Origin of the sequence: Streptomyces sp. CB02058, assembly GCF_001905505.1 — a bacterium.
Taxonomy (GTDB): Bacteria; Actinomycetota; Actinomycetes; order Streptomycetales; family Streptomycetaceae; genus Streptomyces.
This window is the reverse complement of the sequence record NZ_LIPG01000005.1, coordinates 310,024-333,831: the sequence shown is the minus strand read 5'-3', so window position 1 is coordinate 333,831 and position 23,808 is coordinate 310,024. Positions and strand designations below refer to the sequence as shown.

Genomic DNA, 23,808 nt, shown 5'->3' with positions numbered 1-23,808 from the left:
TCTCTTCGACCCTGTTGAGGCACCATGCGCTGTGTCATCGCCCGTTTCCCCTTCGACCTGTTCAAGAACGAGGTCGAGGACTCGATGAAGGGCGTCAAGCCCGAGCCCGTCACCGGTGACGCGGTGGTCATCAGCCGCCGCGTCTACCCCGTCAAGCAGGTCGGCGAGATCATCACCCGGCAGGACCGCCGTGACTTCAGCGCCGCAGAGGTGACCAGGGCGCTGACGCGTCTCGGCTTCACCTGCCGCCCGGCGGAGGTGCCCGCGCCCGCGGTGACCCTCAGCCCGCTGGAGAACGCGTCCGCCCTGCTCGGAACGCCCGGCGAGGTCTGAGCAGCGCTCTCCCCGCCGGACACCGCACCCCCGAGGCCGACGGCCCCGGGGGTGCGGTGCGTCCGGACGAGGCCCGTCAGGAGGCCGTCCTCGGCTTCCTGGCCCAGTCGAGCCGGGGCTCCACGACGTAGCGGAACACCCGCCGGACGGGCGGGCTGCACAGGGCCGTGACCACGGCCGCGGCGGTGACGGTGGCGAGGACCGTGCCCAGCGGGGTCGACAGGACGTCCGCCTGGAAGAGGTCCAGCTTGACCGCGCCCTTGATGACGAAGCCGTGCAGCAGATAGCCGTACATCGTGCCCGCGCCGAGGGCCGTCATCCACAGCCTGCGGCCCGGCACCCAGGCGAGGAAGCAGGCGCTGAGGACGACCGCGCAGACGAACAGGAGCAGGGTCACGGGGGCGCCGGTCCAGGCGGGCGATCCGAGCTGCTCGGCGCCGTACCGGCGGAAGAACCACGAGGTCGTCGTGCGCGGCACCGCCCAGTAGGCGGCGGCCAGGGCGACCAGGCAGAGGGGTACGGACGCGATGCGCACGGCACGACGGCGCACGAAGGCGAAGTGCTCGGGCCGCAGCTGGAGGCCCAGGACGTAGAACGGCAGGAACTGCAGGACGCGCTGTAGCTGGAGGTCGCCGCCGATGTTGCTGGTCACCGCCCCCATGGCCGCCACGACCAGGGACACCGCCACGGGCCACCGGACCGTCTGCCAGAACGGGGTCGTGAGGCGCCAGAGGAACAGCGCCGGCAGGAACCACAGCAGCCAGTACGGGCTGAGCGGGCTCAGCGGGAAGTCCGGGGCTCCGGTGAGGCGCTCGAAGAGGGTGTAGGCGGTCTCGAAGACGGCGTAGGGCACGACCAGGCTGGTGAAGAGCTTCCACACCCGGTCGGGCCGCAGCTCGAAGCCGCGCGAGAAGTAGCCGGCGATCAGGATGAAGACCGGCATGTGGAAGGTGTAGACGAAGGTGTAGACCGTCTCGATCAGGCGCCCGCTGCCGGGCAGTGGTTCCCAGGCGTGGCCCATCGCCACGAGCACGATGGCCAGGTACTTCGCGTTGTCGAAGTACGGGTCACGGCCGGGCCGGGACGGGGCAGGGGTCCCGGCCCCGTCGGTGGCCGGTCCCGGGGAGCGTGAGGTCAGCGAGGGCATCCGGTCACCCTACAAAGATCCGCCGGGACCGGGACCCGCTCAGGTGGTCAGGATCACCTTGCCGGTCGTGCGGCGGGCCAGCAGGTCCTCATGGGCCCGCGCGGCCTCGGCGAGCGGATAGGCGGCGCCGGTCACCGGCTTCAGACGGCCGTCCGCGACCAGGGCGAAGAGCTCCTTGAGGGGCCCGCTGACGGCGCCGGGAGCCGCGAGGGCGGGGCGCAGCCAGAATCCGGTGACGGAGGCGTTGAGACGGTTCAGGGCGGCCGGGTCGACCGGGGTGAAGCCCGTGCGGGCGGAGTTGCCGTAGCTCACGAGCCGGCCGAAGGAGGCGAGCGAACCCAGCGCCTGGTCGAAGAGCTCCCCGCCGACCGCGTCCAGGACGATGTCCGCCTTCTCCGCGAGGGGATAGCTGACCACCGCGTCGGCCCCGAGCTCCAGGACGAGCCGTTCCTTCGCGGGGGTGGAGACCTGGGCGAGCACCCGGCCCGCGCCGAACTCCCTGGCCAGCTGGACGGCCAGGCTGCCCACACCGCCCGCCGCGGAGTGGACGACGACCGTCTCGCCGGTGCGCAGCCGGGCGGCGGACCGCAGCAGGTGCCAGGCGGTCAGCCCCTGCATCATCAGCGCCAGCGCCTGGGCGGCGTCGAACTCCTCGGGGATGTCCAGGAGGGCGGACTCCTTGGCGGTCACCTGCTCCGCGTAGCCGTGCGAGACCCGGGCCAGCACCCGCCTGCCGTCGGGGGTGCGGCCCACGACCTCGCTGCCGGGGACGTACGGCAGGGCGTCGGCCGCGAGGTAGGAGCCGTCCACCTGATGGGTGTCCGCGAAGTTCACCCCGGCGGCCTCCACGGTGAGGAGCACCTCTCCGGGGCCCGCTTCGGGAGCGGCCAGTTCAACGGGGCGGAGGACTTCGGGACCACCGAAGTGGTCGAACTGGATAGCGAGCATGCGGCACGGTACCGCGCGGCTCTCCGGGCGCAGCCGACGTCCCGGAATCAGGTGTCGGCATCGTCCGTGAAGTCGGATAAAAACAGTACAAGCGGTTTGTTATGAGTAGCGTCGTGTGTCGCATTCGCGGGGTACGTGACGGGGCAGCGGCCGGCGAAGGTGCCCGTGAGGCCGTGGCCGTGGCCGGGGCCGACTGCCAGACTGCGGCCATGAGCGATCTTCTGAACGGAAAAGTCGTCCTGATCACCGGGGCGAGCAGCGGTATCGGCGCGTCCGCGGCGCGCGTGTTCACCCAGGAAGGCGCGACCGTGGTCCTCGCGGCGCGCAGGGAGGAGAGACTCGCCTCCCTGGTGGACGAATTGCAGCAGAAGGGAGCGCAAGCCTCATATGTCGTCTGCGATGTCACGGTGGCCGAGGACGCCGCCCGGGCCGTCGCCTTCGCGGTCGAGACCTATGGGCGCCTGGACGGGGCCTTCAACAACGCGGGGCTGGGCGGAGACCGAACTCCCCTGCACCTGATGGGCGATGACGTGTACGACGCCGTCATGGACACGAATGTGCGCGGCGTCTGGAACTGCCTCCGGCACGAGATCGCGGCCATGCTGACCAACCCCTCGGGCGGCGCGGTCGTGAACAACAGCAGTGTGGGCGGGCTGGTGGCCATACCCGCCGCCGCGCCCTACATAGCGGCCAAGCACGCCGTCGTGGGCCTCACCAGGGCGGCGGCGGACGAGTACGCCCAACAGGGCATCAGGGTCAACGCGGTGGCGCCGGGCACCACGCGCAGCGAGATCACGGCCGACTGGTTCGGGCGCAACCCGGGCCTGGAGGAGATGGTCAACAGTCGTACCCCGCAGGGGCGTACGGCCGAACCGGAGGAGATCGCCAACGCGGCCGCCTGGTTGCTGAGCGACCGGAGCCCGTTCCTCACGGGCACGGTCCTCCCGGTGGACGGCGGCTTCATCAACCAGTGAGCCGGGGCCGGTGAGCCTGCCGTACCCCAGGGGGCGTCAGGCGCAGGGACCGCTGAGCCGTCCCCGGAAGACCGTTTCTCCGTCCTGGGTCGCGGTGACCAGGACGGAGGCCTCCCCGGGGACGGCCGGCAGGACCTCCGCCTCGATCCAGCAGGGCCGGTCGAGCTCGGTGTACATCTCGAACGCGCTGGTCACGCTCGTCGCGTCGAGGACCGCGGGATACAGAGTGGCGTTCGCGGCCTGGTGGGCGGCCTCCATCAGCACGAGTCCGGGGACATGGTCGACCGGGTGGTCGTACAGCAGGACGTTGGCCACGTCGTTGCGCAACTGCCAGTGCCGGGGCCGCGCTCCGGGCGCGAGCACCACATCCGTGCCGGTGGGGCGGCGTACGGTGCGCGGGTCCACCGGTGCGGGCAGCGGCCAGCTGTTCCACTCGAAGTCCAGATGCGCACCGCGAACACGGCTGTACGCAACCGGCGTTATCCAGCCGAACTCGGAATCGGCGCGGGCCACCATGCTGTCGCCCTGGTATACACGGACGTCCATGCCGAGCGAACTGACCCTCCGTCCGCCTTGTTTGGGCTCCGTGACGGATACGTGGACCGTGAGCGGGGAAGGTCCTGCGGAGGACACCACGAATCCGGGGGCGACCGTGAAGTCGAAGTAATTCAGAAGGGTTTGATGAGTGAGGGGAACGCCGTACGCCGCGTGCGCGATGATCAGCCCGCTCTGCCGCATGGTCTGGGTGAGCACCCGGGGGTCGTAGGGCAGTCCCGGGGCGGGCGCGGGCCAGATTGCGGACAGCGAGAACTCGCCGTCCTCGCGATGTCGCCACCCGGTGAGGAAAACCGATTCCGGACGTCCGAGATGGACGAATTCCTTCGGAACGCTGTTCCGTCTCTCCCTGAAATGCGGAGGACACGAAACAACGGGTATCTCGGGCACGGTCCTCCCGAACATGGCGCAAAATGGTCATTCCGGCGCTGATATGATACCGGTTCACCGGTACTTTTTGAAGAAGCGTCAGGCCACGTTCAAGGAGAGCGCGAGTTGGCACGACAGCAACGGGCGATCCGCACGCGCAGAATCTTCCTGGAGGCCGCGGCCGAGGTCTTCGACGAGCACGGTTACGACGCCGCCACCATCGCCGCGATCCTCGACCGGGCCGGTCTCACGCGGGGCGCCCTCTACTTCCACTTCACGTCGAAGGAGGAGCTGGCCCGCGGGGTTCTCCAGGAGGCGGTGACCTCGGACGGGGTCACTCCGCAGACCTTCAAGCTCCAGGAATGGGTGGACATAGCGCTCCTGCTGGCCTACCGGCTTCCCAGAGAACCCCTGCTCAGCGCCTCGATCCGGCTCTCGGTCGACCCTCGGGCGCGCGGGCTCTTCGGTACCCGCTGGCCGGACTGGATCGCTCTCGGCACCGACATACTCACCGAGGCCAAGGAGCGCGGCGAGCTCCTTCCGCACGTCGATCCGGAGACCACCTCCAGGCTCTTCGTCGGGGCCTGGACCGGCGTCCAGCTGGTCACCGAGTCCATGGCCGAGCCGCCCGACCTGGTCGCCGAGATCTCCGCCCTCTTCGAGCTCATCCTCCCCAACAACGCGGTCCCGGGTGTGCTGGCCCGGCTCGACACCTCCCCGCACCGCGCGGCACGCATCATCGAGCAGCACCGGGCGGTCGCCGTCTCCTGACCGTGCGGCCGGCGCCCGGCACTGCCGCGGTCGCACTCCCCGCGTTCACCCGATCGGGCTCGCGTACCTGCGAAGCGGCAGGTCAGCGCGCATGGTGGGCCTATGTGGCTTCGCCGAACAGCCGTGGGTGCCATGGTCGTGCCGCTGGCGTTCCTGGTTCTCCGGGACGCGCCGGTCCGGCTCGCCGCGCCCCCACCCGCCACCGCGAAGCCGGCGGCCCCGCCCGCGGCGCCGAAACCGGTCATCGTCAGCCGGGCGGCCTGGCACGCGGACGAGAGCCTGGTCAAGGAGGACGCGGTGTACACCGGGACGGTGAAGGCCGTCTTCGTCCACCACACCGGGCACACCAACGGCTACGACTGCGCCGACGCCCCCAGGATGCTCAGGGCGATGGAGGAGGCCCACGTCCGGGGCGAGGGCTGGGACGACATCGGCTACAACTTCGTCGTCGACCGCTGCGGGACCATCTACGAGGGCAGGGCCGGAGGCGTCGGACGCTCGGTGCGCGGTGCCCACGCGACCGGCTTCAACGCGCACAGCGTCGGGATCGCGGCCCTCGGCACCTTCGACCCCGGGGTTCCGGTGCCGAAGGCGCTCATCGAGGGGATCGCGAAGGTCGGCGCGTGGAAGCTCGGCCGGGACATCGACCCGGAGGGCTTCGTGCGGATGGTCTCCACGAACGACGAGAGTCTCTACAAGCGCGGCGAAGAGGTCTACCTCCACGCCGTCGCGGGCCACCGCGACACGTTTCAGACGTACTGCCCGGGTGAAGCGCTGTACGCCCAACTACCTGTGATCCGCGCCGAGATGGCCCGGATGCGGGCGAAGGCTAGCGCGCGACGTACTGGGTGAGGACGGCCTGCACCTCGTAGATGTCGACGCCCTTGGTGAACGTCTTCTGGATCGGGGTGGCCGAGCCCGACAGCCAGATCCTGAGCTCGGCGTCCAGGTCGAACGTCCCGGCCGTCTCCACCGAGAAGTGCGTGATGCTGCGGTACGGGATCGAGTGGTACTCCACCTTCTTGCCCGTGATCCCCTGCTTGTCGACGAGGACGAGCCTGCGGTCGGTGAACAGGATCGTGTCGCGTATCAGCAGATAGGCGGCCTGCACCTGCTCGCCCTGCCCGAGCAGCCGTGCGTAGTCACGCTGGGCCGATGCCGGATCGACGGTGTGTGCGTTGCCGAACAGTGCCATGGAAGTCCTCCACCGGAGTGAATGTACGAACGTCGTACGCGTCACAGCAGAATAAAAACCATATCGGCGGCTTATCTGTTCGTGCCCTTGCACACCTTCTGGAGCACAGCGGAGGAAATACCGTCATGCCGGCATCACCCCTCGCCAAGCGGCCCGTCGAATCGGCGCTCGCCCTTCTGCTCGTCCTCCTGAGCGTGCTCGGCCTCTCCGGCCGCAGCGCCGAGGCCGCCGAGGCCAAGGCCCCCGCGCAGACCGTCGCCCACGCCGTTCCCGCCCGGGCCGCGACCGCGCCGACCGTCACCGCGCCGACCGTCGTCGCCGGTACGGACTGGGACCGCATCGCCGAGTGCGAGAGCAACGGCCGCTGGAACATCAACACCGGCAACGGCTACCACGGCGGACTGCAGTTCGCTCCCTCCACCTGGCGGGCCTACGGCGGCGGGCAGTACGCACCGCGCGCCGACCTCGCCACCCGGTCCGAGCAGATCGCGGTCGGTGAACGCGTCGCCCGCTCGCAGGGGCTGTCCGCCTGGCCGACCTGTGGACGCCTCGGTGCGAACGGCTCGTCCAGCTCCTCGTCCGGTTCCTCGTCGAACGGCTCCGGCAGCTCGAACGGCTCGAACAGCTCCGGCGGCTCGAACAGCTCCGGCGGATCGAGCAGCTACGGCGGATCGAGCAGCTACGGCGGTTCCAGCGGTTCCGGCCGGGACACCACCACGCAGGCCGCGCCCCAGCAGCAGTCGACCGGCTCGTCGGGCAACGGCGGCGGAGCGACGCACTACTCCGAGGACCTGGCCGACGAGGAGACCTATGTCGTCGAGTCCGGTGACACCCTCTCGGTGATCGCGGAGCGGGCCGACGTGCCCGGTGGCTGGCAGGCGCTGTACGAGATGAACAACGAGGTCCTGGACCGTGGACCCCACCTCATCTTCCCCGGTCAGCGACTCCGTCTGAACGCCTGACCCATCCGCCCGGCAGCGCCGGGACGTCCTCGGGAAGCAGTCGGCGCAGCGCGTCGAGTCCGGGAGAGTCCAGTACGGAGAGCCTGCGGGCCTGGAGCGTGGTCATGACGTCGAGGATCTGTCGAGAGGTACGCGCGTTGCCGAAGGACGCATCACGCGGAAGCGCGTCCACATAGCTGTGAAGAGCCTTGAGCGTGTCGTCCGGACAGTCGTAACCGGAGTCCGAGGCATGCCGGGCCATGATGCCGACCAGTTCGTCGGTGGTGTAGTTCTCGAATTCCACCGCACGCGAGAAGCGTGAGGCGAGTCCCGGGTTGGAGTCCAGGAAGCGCCGCATCTCGTGGGTGTAGCCGGCCGCGATGACGACGACGTCGTCACGGTGGTCCTCCATCAGCTTGAGCAGTGTCTCCACGGCTTCCCTGCCGAAGTCGGAGGTCGCCCCCTCGGGAGTGAGGGTGTAGGCCTCGTCGATGAACAGCACACCACCCAGGGCGCTCTCGAAGACTTCCTTGGTGAGCTGCGCGGTGTGGCCGACGTACCGGCCCACGAGGTCCGCGCGGGCCACCTCGACGAGCTGTCCCCGGGGCAGTACCCCCAGCGCGTGCAGGAGTCCGGCGTAGAGGCGGGCGACGGTCGTCTTACCCGTACCGGGAGGACCGGAGAAGATCAGATGATGGCTGACCTTGGGTGTCGGAAGTCCGGCGGCCTTGCGGCGGCGGGAGGACTCCAGGAGGGACACCAGGTCGTTGACCTCGCGTTTGACGGCGGCCAGACCGACCATCGCGTCGAGGCGGGAGAGGAGTTCGGCGGAGTCGGACGCACCGTCGGCGGGTTCTGCGGGCGGAGCGACGTCCTCGGGCAGGAGCATCGAGAGGTCGCTCTCGGCGGGTTCGGCCATGCTGCTCAGCCGGAAGGCCTGACGGTCGACCATCTCCTCGAACACGCGCCGGGCGGCCCGGCCGTTGCCGAAGGAGGCGTCACGGGTCATGGACATGTAGTGCGCGGCGAGGGCATCGAGCGTGCGCGGGTCCAGCTCGTAGCGGTGGGTCTCGCACATGGACTCGGTGATCGTGACGAGTTCCTCGACCGAGTAGTTGGCGAATTCGACGGTACGGGTGAAGCGGGAGGCCAGGCCGGGGTTGGACGTGAGGAAGGAGTCCATCTCGCCGGTGTAGCCGGCGGCGATGACCACGACGTCGTCGCGGTGGTCCTCCATGAGCTTGAGCAGGGTGTCCACGGCTTCCTTGCCGAAGTCGGCACCGGAGCCCTTGCCGTCGGAGAGCAGGGTGTACGCCTCGTCGATGAACAGGACGCCACCGAGGGCCTCGTTGAACGCCTCCGTCGTCTTGATGGCGGTGCCCCCGATGATCTGTGCGACCAGATCGGCCCGGGAGACCTCCACGAGATGGCCCGAGCGCAGCACGCCGAGATCGGTCAGGATGCCGCCGTAGAGCCGGGCGACCGTGGTCTTTCCGGTGCCGGGCGGGCCCGAGAAGACCAGGTGGCGGCTCATGGGCGGAGCGGGCATGCCGAGACGGGCGCGGCGCTGAGCGAGCTGGTTGAGGTGGACGAGGGTGCGGACCTGGTGTTTCACGTCGGCGAGGCCGATCAGCGACTCCAGCTCCTCCAGGGGGCCCGCGGGCGGTGGTGGCGCGGTTCTGCGGCCGGGTGCGGAGCCGTCGCCCGTCGGGGCCGCCGCCGTGTCGCCCCAGGAGTCGGGCTGCGCGTTGTCCGCGCTGATCAGGTGCTCGACGGTGAGCCGGTCGCCCGCCGCGGTCTGTCGCAGGCCGGCGCCCCGGTTGTCCCGTACGGCGCAGTCGGTGACGGCGACCGGTTCGGAGGTGTCGACGCGGATGCCGTCCCCCAGGCTCGTGTCGATCCGGCAGTCGTCGAGTGAGGCCCTTGCCCCTGCCGCCAGCAGGACGCCGTGGGCGCCGGAGCCGCCGAAGTGGACACGTCGGGCGATGAGTTCGCCGCCCTTCTCGACCAGGGCGCCGAACGCGGCGGATGCCCGTACGTCGCCGTCCCGCGCGGTGGCGATGCCCTGGGCGCCGACGAGGATGCCGGCGTCTCCGCTCTCGCCCACGGTGGTGTCGCCGATCTCCGGGTGGCCGCCGTCGGCGATCCGGATGCCCACGCCGCCGGAGCCCTGGACCTCGCAGGACTCCAGCCGCCCCCGGCCGTCGTCCACGACCTCGATGCCGTGGCCGCCGGGCGTGGTGACCCTGGCGCGGCGCAGCAGGGGCTGGGCGCCTGAGCGGATCAGGATGCCCGTGCCCGCCGGGTCCATGACGTCCAGGCCGTCGAACTCCGCCACGGAGTCGTCCTCCAGGACGACGGCTGCCGGGGTGTCCTTGCCCGCGGCGCAGTCGCGGACCGTGGTGGCGGTGAGCATCGGCGTGCTCGATCCCCGTACGAGGACGGCGGGAGCGGCCGATGCGTCGAAGTCGCAGCCCTCGAAGGTGCCCCGGGAGCGCTCGGTGACCGCGAGCCCGCCGCCCGCCGTGCGCAGGGTGCGGCAGTGGCGCAGTTCGGGGTCCGCGCCGGAGGCGAGGGCGATGCCGAGGCCCGTGGTGTCCAGGACGGTCACCTCGTCGAGGGACGGGCGGGCGTCGCTGGTGAGGTAGACGCCGATGGCGGTGTCGTGCACGGTGGTGTTCCGGACACGGGTGGAGCTGCTGCCTTCCAGGGCCAGGGCCGGTTTCTGCGCGCCGGAGATGTCGCAGTGCTCGACGACGCCCTGCGCCGAACCGTTGGCCAGGACGCCGTTTCCCCGGCTGTCGCGGATGCGGCAGCCGCGCACCGTCGTACGGGCCTCCTCGCTGAGGACGACGCCCGAGGTGCCGAGGTTCTCCACGACGCAGTCGGCCAGGACGCTGCCCGTGGGGGACATGTCCACGACGCCCGCGCCCGCCGGGTTGGTGATCCGGCAGCTCCGCAGGGCGAGCGCCCCGGTCTCCCTCGCCAGGACTGCCGTCCACCCCGACCCCAGGACCGTGCAGCCGTCCATGGAGAGCTGGCCGCGTGGGGCGTCGGCGACGGGGAGGTCGTCGGCTCCGCCGCGCAGGGTGAGATCGGTGAGCATCACCGCGTCGGCGAGCAGGACGAGGGCGCTGCCCCGGCGGGGGCATATCTCCACGCTGCCCCGGTCCCCGTCGGCGACGAGCGTGACCCTGTTGCGTACCGTCAGGTTCTCGGCGTAGCGGCCGGGCGCGATCTGGATCACCGCTCCGGTGCGCGCGGCGGCCAGGGCCTCACCGATCGTCCGGAACGCGTTCGGCCGGTCCGGTGACACCGTGAGCAACTGCCGTGACACGCCCTGATCCTCCTCGTTTCGCCGCCGCGTCCGATCCTTCCCGACGCCGGGGGACGGGGCGGGAGGGCCCTGGTGTGCGCTGGGTGAAGCCTGGGGGAACGGCGGGTGTCCGCCCAGGTGTTCGCGGTGGCGGCCGTGTGCCGTACGCGTCGCTCACGCGTCATCTGGGGTGCCTAGCGTGTACGCCATGCGACGAGCCAGCTGCCCCCGTGCATCCGCAGGACCGGGAGCGGCGGCGGTCCTTGCCGCGCTCACCGCCGCACTGACAACGATCGCCCCCACGACCGCTGTTGCGGCGGACTCGGTCCAACTTCCCGTCGTACGGGGGAGTATCGCGCCGGGAGAGCCGTGCGTCGCCGCCTCCGGCCGGAAGGCCGAGGCGGAGCCCTGGTCGGCGGGGGCGCTGGGGCTCGCGCGGGCGTGGACCCTGGAGGAGGGCGACGGGGTGACCGTCGCCGTCGTGGACACCGGGGTGGGCGCGGATGTTCCGGCGCTCGCCGGGCGGGTGCGCGCGCTGGGCGGAGCGGGCGAGGACTGTGTGGGGCACGGCAGCTTCGCCGCCGGGCTCATCGCCGGTGCGCGGATCGACGGGGTGGGGCCCGCGGGCGTCGCGCCCCGGGCGGCGATCCTGGCCGTACGCGGTACCGACGAGCGGGGTGCGCCCACGCCGGGCCGGGTGGCGGCGGGCATCCGGGCCGCCGCCGACGAGGGCGCGGAGGTCGTCTACGTCGGGCAGGCGCTCGCCACCGGGAAGAAGGAGCTGACGGAGGCCGTCGCGTACGCCGCCGCCCGCGACGCCCTGGTCGTCGCGCCCGTGGCGCCGGACGCGCTGGCGGAGGACCGCGACGAACCGGGCGGCTTCGCCCCGGCGGCGCCCTGGTACTGGCCGGCGTCGGCCCCGGGGGTCGTCGCGGTGACCGACTTCGGCCCGGACGGCGGCCGGCCCGCGAACGCCCCCGGTGTGCGCGGAGCCGACCTCGCGGCGCCCGGTGACGCGGTGGTCGGCAACGGCCCGGAGGGGGCCGGGCACTACCTCGGCTCGGGCGCCTCGCTGGCCGCCGCCCAGGTGGCGGGAGCGGCGGCGCTCGTACGGGCCCAGCACCCCGGGATGACGGCGGCACAGGCGGCCCGGCAGCTCACCGGGGCCGCGTATCCGGCGTCGCCGCCCAGGCTCGACCCGTACGCGGCGATGACGGCGGTGCTGGCCGGGGCCCCCGGCGCGGCACCGGAGGCCGCCCGCGCGAGGATGCCCGCGCCGGAGCCCGAGGGGCCCCGGGACCGCGCGCTGCTCGTCGCCGGGATCTGCGGAGGCGTCGTTCTGCTGCTGGCGGGCGCGGCGGCGGTCCTGCCCCGGGGGCGGGCACGGGGGTGGCGTCCGGCGGGGGGCGCTTAGAAGCGCTACGAGGGCCCGCCCCGGGCCTCGTGTCCTACGCCCCGTCCGGCCGGTCCAGCAAGGCCGTCTGCATCTGTACCGTCTTCCGGCGCGCGATGCGGGTGGCCCGGCCCGGCGGGAGGTTGCGGCCCTTGACGTTGCCGAAGACGTAGCCCTCCGACGGCGGGCACGACAGCAGCAGGCCAGGGGTGTTGACCTCCTGGAGCCGGCGCATCAGATGGTCGCTGAGCCCTCGCCCGGCTCCGGCCGCCGAGCGCGCGACCACCAGGTGCAGCCCGACCTCCCAGCCGAGCGCCAGCTGGTCCAGGAGCGGGTCGAAGGGCGCGTTCATCGGGCCCGTGCCGAGCATGTCGTAGTCGTCGACCAGCACGAACAGCCGAGGACCCGTCCACCAGTCGCAGAGCCGCATCCGGGCGGGCGCGATCTCCGGGCCCGGTACCCGGGTCCTCACCGCGCGCGCCGCACCGTCCACGAGGTCCTTGAGCGCGTCGATGGAGACGGCGTGGCCGAGCCGGTAGGCGTCGGGGACGGCTTCGACCAGCTCGCGGCGGTAGTCCACCACCATGATCCTGGCCTCGGCCGGGGTGTAGCGGTCCATGACGGCCTGGGCGGTCAGGCGCAGCAGATTCGTCTTGCCGCTCTCGCTGTCGCCGACCACGATCATGTGCGGGCTCTCGCTGAAGTCGTGCCAGACGGTGGAGAGCTCCTCCTGCTCCAGGCCGAGCGCCATGCGGAAGTCCCCTTCCGCAGCGGGGAGTTCCGATGACGGGAGGGCGGTCGGCAGCATCCGTACCGGAGGCGCGGAGGGGCCCTGCCAGGACTCCTGGAGGGCGGCGACGAGACCCGACACCCCCTCGGTGAGGTCGTCGGAGCCCTCCACCCCGTCGATCCGGGGCAGCGCGGTCAGATAGTGCAGCTTGCCCTCGCGGGTCAGGCCGCGCCCCGGGGTGCGCGGCACCGTGGCGGCCTTGCGCATGTCGATACCGGAGTCCATCGGATCGCCCATCCGCAGCTCCAGATGGGTGGCCGCCTGGTCGCGCACGGCCGAGGAGAGCTCCACCCAGCGGGCGGTGGTGACGATCAGGTGGATGCCGTAGTTCAGCCCGCGTGCCGCGATGGCGTTGAAGGTGCTGATGTGGTGGTCGTAGTCCTGCCGCACGGTCGACCAGCCGTCGATGACCAGGAAGACGTCACCGTGCCGCTCACCGGGGAACTCACCGGCGGCGCGACGGCGCCGGAACGTCGCCATGGAGTCGATGCCGTGCTCCAGGAAGAAGCGCTCGCGGGCCGCCATCAGGGTGTTGACCTCGGCGATCGTCCGGCCGACGCGTTCGGTGTCGAGGCGGGCCGCGACGCCGCTCGTGTGCGGCAGCCCCGACAGTGACGCCAGGGTGCCCCCGCCGAAGTCCAGGCAGTAGAACTGCACCTCCTCCGGGGTGTGGGTGAGGGCCAGTGACGCCAGGATCGTGCGGACCATGGTGCTCTTGCCGCTCTGCGGGCCGCCGGCGACGGCCACGTGCCCGCCGGAACCGGCCAGGTCGATCTGGAGCAGGTCGCGGAGCTGGTCGAAGGGCCGGTCGATGATGCCGATGGGCACCCGCAGCGTGCCGCGCCCCTCCCAGCCCGCCGTCGTGAGACCCAGCGCGCCGTCCGGTGTGAGGGGCGGCAGGATCTGGTCCAGCGTCGGGGGCAGGCCGAGCGGCGGCAGCCAGACCTGGTGCGCGGGCGGTCCCGCGCCCAGCAGCCGGTCCACGGCGACGGACAGCAGGGTCTCGCCCGTCTCGTCCGTCCCGGGTTCCGGATCGGGCACGGCGGGCAGATGCCGGGGCACCACGTAGGCGGTCGTCCAGGGCACGGTCTGGCTGGCGACCCTGGCCTGGTTCGCGCCGCCGGCGCGCTGCCGGTAGGGCCCCGACACGTAGGCGGCGCGGAAGCGGGTCAGCGCCTCGACCCCCGACTTGAGGTAGCCGCTGCCCGGCTGCGGGGGCAGCTGGTAGGCGTCGGGCACGCCGAGGACGCCGCGGCTCTCCATCGCGGAGAAGGTCCGCAGCCCGATGCGGTACGAGAGATGGCTCTCCAGCTGGTGCATCCGTCCCTCGTCGAGGCGCTGCGAGGCCAGCAGCAGATGCACGCCGAGGCTGCGCCCGAGCCGGCCGATCATCACGAAGAGCTCCATGAAGTCACGGTGGGCGGAGAGGAGTTCGCTGAACTCGTCGACCACGACGAAGAGGCTGGGCAGCGGCGCGAGCGGGGTGCCCGCGGCGCGCGCCTTCTCGTAGTCCAGCGCCGACGCGTAGTTGCCCGCGCTGCGCAACAGCTCCTGGCGGCGGATCAGTTCGCCGTGCAGGGCGTCCTGCATGCGGGAGACGAGAGCGGCCTCGCCCGCGAGGTTGGTGATGACGGCCGAGGTGTGGGGCAGCTCGTCGAGTCCGAGGAAGGTGGCGCCGCCCTTGAAGTCGACCAGCACGAAGTTGAGCGCCTCGGAGGAGTTGGTGAGCGCCAGCGCGAGCACCAGCGTCCGAAGCAGCTCGCTCTTGCCCGAGCCGGTCGCCCCGATCAGCATCCCGTGCGGGCCCGAACCGCCCTGCGCGGACTCCTTGATGTCCAGCTCCACCGGAGTGCCGTCGGCCCCGACCGCGATGGGCACCCGCAGCCGGGCGGGCCCGGTGCTCCGCGTCCACAGGGCCGGCGGATCGTGGCGGTGGAGGTCGCCGATGCCCAGCAGGGCGGTGAGCTCCACATTGGTCGCGAGCGGCTCGCCCGTGTCCGGGCCGGTGCCCATGCGGTACGGGGCGAGACGCCTGGCCAGCGCGGTGGCGCCGGTGGTACCGAAGCCGTCGGGGCGCCCGAGCAGCGTGGTCTGCTCCTTGCGGTCGCGGTCGGTCCTGACGAGCCCGAAGGTGTCCGCGGTGACGTCGAAGCGCAGGGTGACCCGGCCGGGGCGCCAGGTCAGCGCCCCCGAGAGGTCGAGGACGACGGTGTTGCGGAGTCCCGCTCCGTCCAGCCGGTGGCCCGAGGGGACGGTCCCGCCGTCCACGACGATCACGGTGAACGGCTCCTCGCGGCCGGGCGCCGCGTCCGGGTCGAACGGCGGGCGCTCCAGGAACTCCGCGCCGAGCAGGTCCTCCAGCTCGTTGAACGCGGCCCCGGACATCCGGGCGGGGCCCGCGCCGTCGCTCTCCTGGGGGTGCATGTGGTGGGGGAGCCACTTGGCCCACTCCCAGTCCGGGCGCCGCTCGTCGGAGACGCACAGGGCCACCCAGACGTCGTCCGGCGCGTGGAAGGTGACGAGCTGGGCCACCATCGCGCGGGCCACGGACCGGATGTGCTCCTCGTCGCCCCGGAACAGCACCCGCGCCCAGGCCCGCAGATAGATGGCGATGGGCTGCTCGGGGACGGTGGCGTAGGCGCGGATGAAGCTGCGCAGGGCGTGCGCGGCGAGCGGCTCCAGGTCCTCCACCGGGCTCGTCGCCATCGGCGTCAGCCGCAGACCGAGCTTCTGCTCCCCGACGGCCACCCGTACCTCGCCGAAGTCCTCGTCCTGCGGGCGGCGTTCCCACATCCGGGTCGAGCCCGCGAGCGACCACAGGGCGGCCGGCTCGGGGTGGCGCCAGGCCAGGGCGCGCTGCTGGTCGACGACGGCCGCCCTGACCTTGCGCCGGGTCTGGCCCAGATAGCGCAGGTAGTCGCGGCGCTCGCCCTTGAGCCGCTCCTTGCGCTCACTGCTCCTGCGCATGGCCTGGCCGACCATCATCGCCCCGGTCGACAGGACCATCAGGCCCAGTGCGAGATAGATGAAGCCGCCGCTGCCCTTGGTCATGCCGGGACGCATGAACATCAGCATCATCGACACGGACATGAGCGCCATCGGGAGGTAGGTCCAGACGGCCGAGGAGTCCGGCACGACCTCGGGCAGCGTGGGCGGTTCCTGAAGGCTCAGCTCGCCGTCGGGCATCTCCGGGCCGCGCCGGCGGGCCGGCCGTCGGAACAGGACCACGCTCAAGGAGGGTCTCCATCGTTCTGTACGGAATCGTTGCGCACGGAGCGGTCACACAGGGGTTCGACGAAAGCATGGGCCGGGGCCCGTGAACGGACGGACAACGCTCGGGGGCGGCTCCGTGAACGCTTGCGGAGGGTCGGCCCCCGGCCCCCTCCGGGCCGGTGAACCGTGCTTACGATCCGTCGGGCGTACCCCCGAACCCCCTTGGCGGCGACGCCTGTTCGGGCGCGCCGGGCCCCGCGCCGCCCGGCCACCGCACCCCGGGAGAGAGGCCCCCATGACCGACACCCAGGTGGCCGGAGTGTGCCGCCTGACCGTCCGTGCTCCCGCCCGGAGCATCGACCTGGCCGTGCCCGCCGACGTGCCCGTGGCCGACCTGCTGCCCGCGATCCTCGGATACGCGGGCGACGACCTCGCCGAGGAGGGCATCGAACACGGTGGCTGGGTCCTCCAGCGCCTGGGCGGCCCGCCGCTCGACGAGGAGCGCACCCTCGACTCCTACGACCTGCGCGACGGCGAGACCGTCCACCTCAGGCCGCGCACCGAGGCCCTGCCCGAGGTCCACCTCGACGATCTGGTGGACGGCATATCCACCACCATGAACGGCCGCCCCTACGGCTGGGGGCCCGCGGCGGGCCGGCGGCTGCTGTGCGGCCTGGCCGTGGCGGCCCTGCTGACCGGGCTGGTCGTGCTGGCGCTCCCCGCGCGGGACACCGGGCTGCGCGCGCTGTGCGCCGCCCTTGCCGGGCTGCTGCTGCTCGCGGGCGCCGCGTCGGCGAGCCGGGCGGTGGGCGACGCGGGGGCCGCCGCCGCGCTCGGCTTCATGGTGGGGCCCTACCTGGCCCTGGCCGGCTGGCTGCTGACCGGCGGCGATCTCGGCGGCCCGCACCACGAGGCCGTACTCGGCCCCCGGCTGCTCGCCGCGTCGGCGGCCGGGGCGGGCGGAGCGGTGCTCGCCCTGGCGGTGGTGGCGGCGTTCGCCGCGCTGTTCCTGTGCGTGGCCGTGGTCGCGGCGTTCGGCGCGCTCGGCGGCGTCCTGATGATCACCGCCGGTCTCTCGGCAGCGGAGTCGGCCTCGGTGTGCGTCCTGGCCGCCGTGGTGCTGGGGGCCTTCGTGCCGTCGCTGTCGTTCCGGATGTCCGGGCTGCGGATGCCGCCGCTGCCCACCAACGCCCAGCAGCTCCAAGAGGGCATCGAGCCCCACCCCACCGCCGTCGTCGCCGCCCGCACGGTCCTCGCCGACGGCTGGATGACGTCGCTGTACGGGGCCGTCGGGCTGGTCTGCGCCGCTTGTCTGGGGGTGCTCGTGCGCCATGCGGGGCTGCCCGAGACCGTCATGGTGTCGGTCCTGATCGTCCTCCTCGCGCTGCACGCGCGAGGGCTCGGCCATGTCTGGCAGCGGCTCTCGCTCGTGGTGCCCGCGGCCGGGGGCGCGCTCCTGCTCGCGACGGCCGGCGCCTGGTCGGCGACGCCGGGGGACCGGCTGCTGGTCACCGGCACCCTGCTCGCGGTCGCCGCGCTCGCCGCGATCCTCTCCTGGACCGTGCCCGGCAGGCGCCTGGTGCCGTACTGGGGGCGGGCCGCGGAGCTGCTGCACTCGGCGACCGCGATCAGCCTGCTGCCGCTGACCCTGTGGGTGCTCGGGGTCTACGGCGACCTGCGCGCCCTCAACGCCTGAGCCCGGGGGAGCACCGTGCAGTCCAAACGCGATCAGGTCCAGGCCCACATGTTCGTCATGGGGCGCCTCACCTCCGGGATGCTCCGGGGAGATCCGGACGCCCCGGAGAGCCCGCAGGGACGGACCAACCGGGGCATCGCCCTGGGCATCGTCATCGCCGTGCTCCTGTCGGCGGGAGCCTTCGTGTTCGGGCTGCTCAAGCCCGGCACGACGGACTCCTGGAAGGAGGCGGGGACGCTGGTCGTCGACAAGGGCACCGGCTCCCGCTACCTCTACCTGGGCGGGCGGCTGCGCCCCGTGCGCAACTACGCCTCCGCGCGGCTGCTGGCGGGCGCGGAGATGAAGACCGCCCAGGTCGGCAGTGCCTCGCTGCGGAACACCCCGCACGGCACCCCGGTCGGCATCGCGGGCGCCCCCGACGTCCTGCCCGCCGCCGGTGACCTGGAGACCGGTGCGTGGCAGGTCTGTTCGGGGAGCACGACAGGATCGGAGGCCACCACGCTGGCCGTGGGGGCGGCCGGCGGAGGGCAGGGCCTCGCCGCCGGGCAGGCCCTCCTGGTGCGCGGGCCCGACGGCGCCGACCATCTCGTGTGGCACGGCAGCAAGCTCAGGCTGGACCGCGGGTCGGGGGCGGCGGAGGCGCTCGGATACGCCTCCGCGCCCCGGCTGCGGGTCTCGGCGGCGTTCCTCAACGCCCTTCCCTCCGGGCCCGGTCTGGAGCCCCCCGAGGTCGAGGGCCGGGGAGGGAAGGGGCCGGAGCTCGGCGGCCGTGAGACCCGTGTCGGCGAGGTCTTCCGGATCACCGTCCCCGGCGCGGCCGGCCGCTACCACCTGCTCACCGAGGACGGCCTCGCACCGCTCACGGCCACCGGCGCCGCCCTGGTCCTGGGTGACCCGGAGACCCGGAGCAAGGTGTACGACGGCCGGTCGGCCACCGCGTCCGACCTGGGGGCGGACGCCCTCGCGGAACACCGGGCACCGGTCACCGCGGACGACGGGGGCCTCCCGGAGTCACCACCCGAAGCGGTGCCCCTGGAGGACGGGCAGACGCTCTGCGCCCGGGTCCAGGCCGACGCGTCGGGGACGAGGGTCAGCGTGGTGCTCACCTCGCGCGGCGCGCTGGGACCCGCCGCACAGGCCCCCGCCGACGGGCTGACCCCGGCCTGTGTGCGGGTCGGCCGGATCACCGTACGGCCGGGCGGCGGCGCGCTGGTGCACGCACTCGGAGCGGGCGGCGGTGCGGTGGGCGGCACGGTCTACCTGGTGACCGACACCGGCATGAAGTACCGGGTGGGCAGCGAGAAGGCGGCCGAGGCGCTCGGCTACACCGTGGGCCAGGCCGAGGGCCTGCCCGCGCCGCTGCTCGCGATGCTGCCGACGGGACCGGACCTGACACCCGAGTCGGCGGCGACGGGACGTGCCGTCACCACCGCGGCCCGGTGCGAGCCGAAATGACGGGATACCGGAAATGGGCGGCGTACGGAAAGTGAATTCCCGGGGCGGCGGTCGCCAATGGAGAGCGACGGGCCGAGGAATTCCCAGCGATTCATTGCTGCCTCAACTGCCCCTTGTTTACGTTTGTTCGACGCGACGTCCTCAGCCGTCGCCATCACCAGGAGGTGCTGTCCATGGCGGGCATGCAGCAGTCGGAAGCACGCGCCACACAGAACGGTGTGACCGCGCTGGAGCAGGCGTTCACCGGTATCCAGCGCAGCCGGCAGGACGTCGAGAACATGAAGTTCAACCTGGCCTCGGGGCTGAAGGGTTCGGACGGCAAGGCGTACCAGGACCTGCTGAAGCAGTGGGACGACCAGGCGGAAATCATCTCGCGCAACGTCCGCGAGATGGTCGACACGCTCAACGAGACGCTCCGGACCCAGGGCATGACCCAGGGCTCGGCCAACGAGTCCATCAACCAGGCGTACAGCCAGTCGCAGTCGGTCTTCGACGCGCTGAAGGGCTGACCTCCGCAGTACCGCGACGCCCCCACCGCATTCCCGTAACGCCGCGAAACGAGGACGGACATGAGTGATTTCAGCGACGGTTACATCTATGTCGACTACTCCCACATGCAGAATGCCGCCGACGACATGGTCCAGCAGACCAAGGCGATAGCGAGCATTCTCGTGAACCTGGACGCCGAACTCCAGGAACTCAAGAACACCTGGGAGGGCGAGGACCGCCAGGTGTACACGCAGAAGCAGGTGGCCTGGAACCAGGCGGTCGACGCGATGAAGGGCCTGCTCGCCAGCCACTCCGCGCTGCTGACCGACGTCTCGGGCAGCTACCAGTACAGCGAGAAGTCCCTGACCCAGCTGTGGGAGGGCGTCCGCGTCGGCCGCTGACCGGCCGGACCCGTCCCGACGGGCGGCTGCCCCCGGCGCGGCCGTGGCGGCCGCCCCCACGATCTGTTCCCACGGCACCAGGAGGTAACGGCATGGCGCAGGGCGCGCCCGTGAACCTGGACAAGGTCTGGCTGGAGAACTTCCTCCGGCGCGACGTCCAGGGGTTCTCGGAGGAGATACGCAAGATCCAGGGCGACGGGCCGACCGTACCCGCGCTCTCCAGTCTGCTGCCGGAGGGCGACCACCCGGACGGTGTGCTCGCCGGTGCCGTGCTGCCGCTGACGATCGGCGGAATGACGAAGGACGGCGTCACCAACGGGCAGCGCCTCAACAAGGCGGTGGTCGACATGATCACCGACGTCACCACGATCCTCGACGAGCAGAAGACCCTCTTCACGAGCATCGAGGACAGCCTGGAGACGACGATCGAGAAGCTGTTCAAGACGCAGGGGGAGAATCTGGAGAAGATCGACGGACAGAAACTCCTCGACATCTTCTCCGACGTCGACGACGTGCTCGGCGGAGGCGACGGCGAGGACGACTGATCATGGCCGACGAGAATGTGAAGCCGCTGACCTCGGCCAACGACTCCTGGCATCAGGCCGTCTGGCTCTTCACCGGATACAAGGCGCCCCTGCGCGACACCCTCTTCACCAGCCTGGTCGGCAATGAGGGAATTCCGCAGATGAAGGTGGAGATCAGCCGGCAGAACTCCGTGACGTACGTCGATGTCGAGGACCTCGACTGGATGACGGAGAACTCCGGCTGGCGCATCGAGAACACGGACTTCGTCATCCCCTTCTACGCGACCGGTGAGGACGACGCCTCCACGGGCGACCAGGTCTCGATGTACAAGGCCCGCTTCACACTCCTCGGCAACAAGAGCAACGACGGCCCTCCGGTCGGGGGCGTGGTGGAGGGCGGCGAGTTCAAGAGCCAGTACGACAACCACCTCGGCCTGTCGGGGGACAAGGCGACCTGGAGCACCCAGGACCTCACCCAGTACAGCTACGGCACCGGCAGGGCGCTGGAAGCGCTGCTGTACAAGGACCAGGGGACGCACGGCTTCGCGTGGAACGGCCTGGACGTCCCGAACGACCAGGCCGTCACGCTGTCCTCCTTCGACACCGCGGCGGCCTCCTTCGACCGGGCCGCGCAGTTCTTCGTGGACCGCGCCGCGGCCGTGAAGGAGTGGGAGAGCAGGCTCGGGACGGAGCAGAACGAGGCCTGGCGCGGGCAGGCGGCGGGCGTCTTCTGGAATCTCGTGCACACGCTGGAGAAGCAGTACTCCGGTTATGCGAAGGACATGCGGCCGGCCGGCACGACGGGGTCTCTCCAGGGCGGCGAGATACGCCAGGCGAAGACGGACTTCCGCAATGCGGTGGTCGAGCTGCACCGCCGGTGGATGGACTGGGAACTCTATATGGGGAACCCGCTGCGATGGCTCCACGATCTGCTCAAGGAGATCGCCGACCATGTGTGGCACCGGAACATCAGGCAGATCACCTACAAGGTGAACAGCACGGGGGGCATGTATCCCTCGTACTACACGACGTATCACACGACCGGCACCTTCGATCAGGACGCGACCCGGCTCGGAAAGGCCGATGGATTCGGGCCGCTGAAGGAACTCTCGACGTGGAAGAAGGTCGGGGAAAGGGCCATCGAGAACTGGCAGGCGTCGGTGATCGAGAATCTGGTGAAGCCCGCCGACGACGCCATCGAGAAGGTGCACAGCAGCTGGAGCACCAAGAACTTCGACCTCGGCTCCATCCGGACGAGGGGAAGCGACGACCTCTCCTCCCTGTACGCCGACGACCAGGCGGCCAAGGAGAAGGCCGAGGCGGAGGCCGCCGCGGCCGAGGCCAAGCGCCAGCAGGAGGAGTTCATCCAGTGGCAGAAGGACCAGGCGGCGGCCGCCGCTGCCGCTGCCGCCGCGGCCAAGGCTGAGCAGGAGGCCAAGGAGAAGGCGGCCAAGGCCGAGCAGGAGGCGAAGGAGAAGGCCGCCAAGGCCGAGCAGGAGGCCAAGGAGAAGGCCGCCGCGGAGGAGCAGGCGCGGCGGGACAGGGAGGCCGAGGCGAAGCAGGCCGAACAGGAGGCGAAGCAGGAGGCCAAGGAGAAGGAACAGGAGGCGAAGCAGGAGGCGAAGGAGAAGGAGCAGGAGGCCAAGCAGGCCGAGGCCGAGGCGAAGCAGGAGGCCAAGGAGACGGAGGCGAAGGCCCAGCAGGAGAAGCTCCAGGCCGAGCAGGACGCCAAGCAGGCCGAGCAGGAGAAGAAGCAGGAGGAGGCGCAGGCCCGCCAGGAGCAGATGCAGATGCTCCAGATCAACCAGGCGAAGGCCGAACAGGAGCGGGCCAGGAAGGCGCAGGAGGAGCAGCAGGCCGAGGCCGAGGCGAAGCAGGCCGCCAAGGAGGCCGAGCAGGAGGCCAAGCAGGCGGAGCAGGAAGCGAAGCAGGAGGCCAAGCAGGCCGAACAGGAGGCGAAGCAGGAGGCCAAGGAGAAGGAACAGGAGGCCAAGCAGGCCGAACAGGAGGCGAAGCAGGAGGCGAAGGAGAAGGAGGCCGAGGCCGCGCAGGAGGCGGCGCGCAAGGAGCAGGAGAAGCAGCAGGCCGAGCAGGAGCAGCGGCAGCTGGCCCAGGAGAAGGAACGCGAGGAAGCCCAGGCGCAGGCACAGGCGGCCTACGACGAGCAGCGGCAGCAGATCCTGGGCGGAGGATCGCCGGGCGGTGGTTCCCCGGAGGCTCGTTCGCTGGAGGAGGCGCTCAGCAGGATCGGCGCCGACCCCGGAGTGGTCGGCAGCGGTTCGCTCAACGGTTCCCTCGGCAGCGACGATCTGGCGTCCCTGTCCCCCACGACGATCACCGGCCCCGTCTACCAGGGCGACGGCCTTCCCGGCCCCGACGGGGCACTCACGCACCTGGATGCGGACGGCCGGGTCGTCACGGACTACCCCGACGGCAGCAGCACGGTCATCGACCCGGACACGCACACGGCGACGGTCACCCGCCCCGACGGCACCTCCCTGACCGGCCCCCTGAACACCGGCGACACCCTGCCGAACCCCGACGGGAGCCTGACCCGCCTCGACTCCGAGGGACGGATCGTCACCGAGTTCCCCGACGGCAGCACCTCGGTCCTGGACCCTGGCACCGGCTCCACGTCCTACACCCTGCCGGACGGCACGACGACCTCCGGCTATCTGAACGGCACACCCGGCGCCCCCCTCACCGGGGACGCCTCGTACGCGTACGGCTCCTCCGATTCCCCTTACGGCTCCTACGAGGAGGAGCTCTACGACGAGCTCCCGTACGCCTCGCCCTTCGACCGGGCGGCGGCCTCGGCGGACACGACCGCCTCCACGCCGATGATCGGCACGCCCCTGAACACCGGGTCGCTCCCCGGCTCGTCGCTCAGCGACAGCGGCGGGAGCGGCCAGGCGACGGGCATGCCCATGGGGGGCATGCCGATGGGCGGGATGCCCATGGGTGGCCAGGGCGGCGGGCAGGGCCAGGGCACGAACGAGCGCATCCGCAGTGTGATCGACGGCGGTCAGGTCGTCAGCAACCGCAGGCCCAGAAGCGGTACGGGCACGACGGCGTCCGGGAGAGCGCCCGACGAGGCCCCCATCGCGCTGCCCAGGAACGCCACGACCTCCAGCGGCGTGCCCTTCGTGCCGCCCGCCGGTGGCGGCGCCCCGGCCCGGCCGCAGACGGAGAGCGGAGACCGCGCGCGGGACGCCTGGATCCAGGAGGAGGAAGACGTCTGGGGCACGGACGAGGGAGGCGCGCCCGCCGTGATCGGCCGATGAACCCGGGGGAGCCG

At 71.5% G+C, this 23,808-nt stretch carries 18 protein-coding genes; 12 read left to right on the top strand and 6 right to left on the bottom strand.

The window, feature by feature from the left end; all coding sequences use genetic code 11:
• The first annotated feature begins 24 nt into the window (after positions 1–24).
• Complete coding sequence (locus tag AMK10_RS26380) at positions 25–333, top strand: SCO5918 family protein (RefSeq protein WP_073750448.1); 309 nt, start codon at positions 25–27, stop codon at positions 331–333.
• Between the two features lie 76 nt (positions 334–409).
• On the opposite strand, the gene AMK10_RS26375 is transcribed toward AMK10_RS26380, so the two are convergent.
• Positions 410–1,480 carry an acyltransferase family protein gene (locus AMK10_RS26375; protein WP_073750447.1) on the bottom strand — a complete coding sequence of 357 codons (1,071 nt, stop codon included), beginning with the start codon at positions 1,478–1,480 and terminating at the stop codon, positions 410–412.
• A 39-nt stretch (positions 1,481–1,519) separates the two neighbouring features.
• Entirely contained in the window at positions 1,520–2,428 is a 909-nt protein-coding gene (locus AMK10_RS26370; RefSeq protein ID WP_073750446.1) for a quinone oxidoreductase family protein, read from the bottom strand.
• Positions 2,429–2,637: 209 nt separating this feature from the next.
• Between AMK10_RS26370 and AMK10_RS26365 the strand changes: the two genes are divergently transcribed.
• On the top strand, positions 2,638–3,402 hold the full coding sequence (locus tag AMK10_RS26365) for an SDR family NAD(P)-dependent oxidoreductase (protein ID WP_073751026.1): 765 nt from the start codon (positions 2,638–2,640) through the stop codon (positions 3,400–3,402).
• Positions 3,403–3,438: 36 nt separating this feature from the next.
• Here the strand turns inward: AMK10_RS26365 and AMK10_RS38550 are convergent, their stop codons facing one another.
• Positions 3,439–4,362: a ScbA/BarX family gamma-butyrolactone biosynthesis protein gene (locus AMK10_RS38550; protein WP_079180880.1), complete on the bottom strand. Its 924-nt coding sequence runs from the start codon at positions 4,360–4,362 to the stop codon at positions 3,439–3,441.
• Between the two features lie 90 nt (positions 4,363–4,452).
• Here AMK10_RS38550 and AMK10_RS26355 point away from each other — a divergent pair, with 90 nt between their 5' ends.
• Both AMK10_RS26355 and AMK10_RS26350 read left to right on the top strand, forming a co-directional pair.
• Positions 4,453–5,097 carry a ScbR family autoregulator-binding transcription factor gene (locus AMK10_RS26355; protein ID WP_073750445.1) on the top strand — a complete coding sequence of 215 codons (645 nt, stop codon included), beginning with the start codon at positions 4,453–4,455 and terminating at the stop codon, positions 5,095–5,097.
• 102 nt (positions 5,098–5,199) lie between these two features.
• Positions 5,200–5,949, top strand: coding sequence for a peptidoglycan recognition protein family protein (locus AMK10_RS26350; RefSeq protein ID WP_073750444.1), 750 nt, complete (start codon positions 5,200–5,202; stop codon positions 5,947–5,949).
• Here the strand turns inward: AMK10_RS26350 and AMK10_RS26345 are convergent.
• On the bottom strand, positions 5,927–6,292 hold the full coding sequence (locus tag AMK10_RS26345; RefSeq protein ID WP_073750443.1) for a PH domain-containing protein: 366 nt from the start codon (positions 6,290–6,292) through the stop codon (positions 5,927–5,929). The genes AMK10_RS26350 and AMK10_RS26345 overlap by 23 nt on opposite strands.
• 125 nt (positions 6,293–6,417) lie before the next feature.
• On the opposite strand from AMK10_RS26345, the gene AMK10_RS38545 reads away from it, so the two are divergent.
• Complete coding sequence (locus AMK10_RS38545; RefSeq protein WP_073750442.1) at positions 6,418–7,254, top strand: LysM peptidoglycan-binding domain-containing protein; 837 nt, start codon at positions 6,418–6,420, stop codon at positions 7,252–7,254.
• On the opposite strand, the gene AMK10_RS26335 is transcribed toward AMK10_RS38545, so the two are convergent.
• On the bottom strand, positions 7,217–10,570 hold the full coding sequence (locus AMK10_RS26335) for a right-handed parallel beta-helix repeat-containing protein (RefSeq protein WP_073750441.1): 3,354 nt from the start codon (positions 10,568–10,570) through the stop codon (positions 7,217–7,219). The two genes, AMK10_RS38545 and AMK10_RS26335, sit on opposite strands and share 38 nt — an antisense overlap.
• Before the next feature lie 187 nt (positions 10,571–10,757).
• On the opposite strand from AMK10_RS26335, the gene AMK10_RS26330 reads away from it, so the two are divergent.
• Positions 10,758–11,963, top strand: coding sequence for a S8 family serine peptidase (locus AMK10_RS26330; RefSeq protein ID WP_073751023.1), 1,206 nt, complete (start codon positions 10,758–10,760; stop codon positions 11,961–11,963).
• Between the two features lie 34 nt (positions 11,964–11,997).
• On the opposite strand, the gene eccCa is transcribed toward AMK10_RS26330, so the two are convergent.
• Positions 11,998–15,960 (bottom strand): type VII secretion protein EccCa, encoded by a 3,963-nt coding sequence (gene eccCa, locus AMK10_RS26325; RefSeq protein ID WP_079180879.1) that lies wholly within the window; start codon positions 15,958–15,960, stop codon positions 11,998–12,000.
• 280 nt (positions 15,961–16,240) lie between these two features.
• Here eccCa and eccD point away from each other — a divergent pair, with 280 nt between their 5' ends.
• The 6 genes from eccD to AMK10_RS37360 all read left to right on the top strand — a co-directional run bounded on the left by eccD (position 16,241) and on the right by AMK10_RS37360 (position 23,794).
• A complete protein-coding gene (gene eccD, locus AMK10_RS26320) occupies positions 16,241–17,641 on the top strand; it encodes a type VII secretion integral membrane protein EccD (RefSeq protein WP_073750440.1) in 1,401 nt (466 codons plus the stop codon).
• Positions 17,642–17,656: 15 nt separating this feature from the next.
• A complete protein-coding gene (eccB, locus tag AMK10_RS26315) occupies positions 17,657–19,096 on the top strand; it encodes a type VII secretion protein EccB (protein ID WP_073750439.1) in 1,440 nt (479 codons plus the stop codon).
• A 173-nt stretch (positions 19,097–19,269) separates the two neighbouring features.
• A complete protein-coding gene (locus AMK10_RS26310; RefSeq protein WP_198959793.1) occupies positions 19,270–19,605 on the top strand; it encodes a hypothetical protein in 336 nt (111 codons plus the stop codon).
• 60 nt (positions 19,606–19,665) lie between these two features.
• A complete protein-coding gene (locus tag AMK10_RS26305) occupies positions 19,666–19,986 on the top strand; it encodes a WXG100 family type VII secretion target (RefSeq protein WP_073750438.1) in 321 nt (106 codons plus the stop codon).
• 92 nt (positions 19,987–20,078) lie between these two features.
• Positions 20,079–20,531, top strand: coding sequence for a type VII secretion system-associated protein (locus tag AMK10_RS26300; RefSeq protein WP_073750437.1), 453 nt, complete (start codon positions 20,079–20,081; stop codon positions 20,529–20,531).
• A 2-nt stretch (positions 20,532–20,533) separates the two neighbouring features.
• Positions 20,534–23,794 (top strand): AAWKG family protein, encoded by a 3,261-nt coding sequence (locus AMK10_RS37360; protein ID WP_073750435.1) that lies wholly within the window; start codon positions 20,534–20,536, stop codon positions 23,792–23,794.
• The last annotated feature ends 14 nt before the right edge of the window (positions 23,795–23,808 follow it).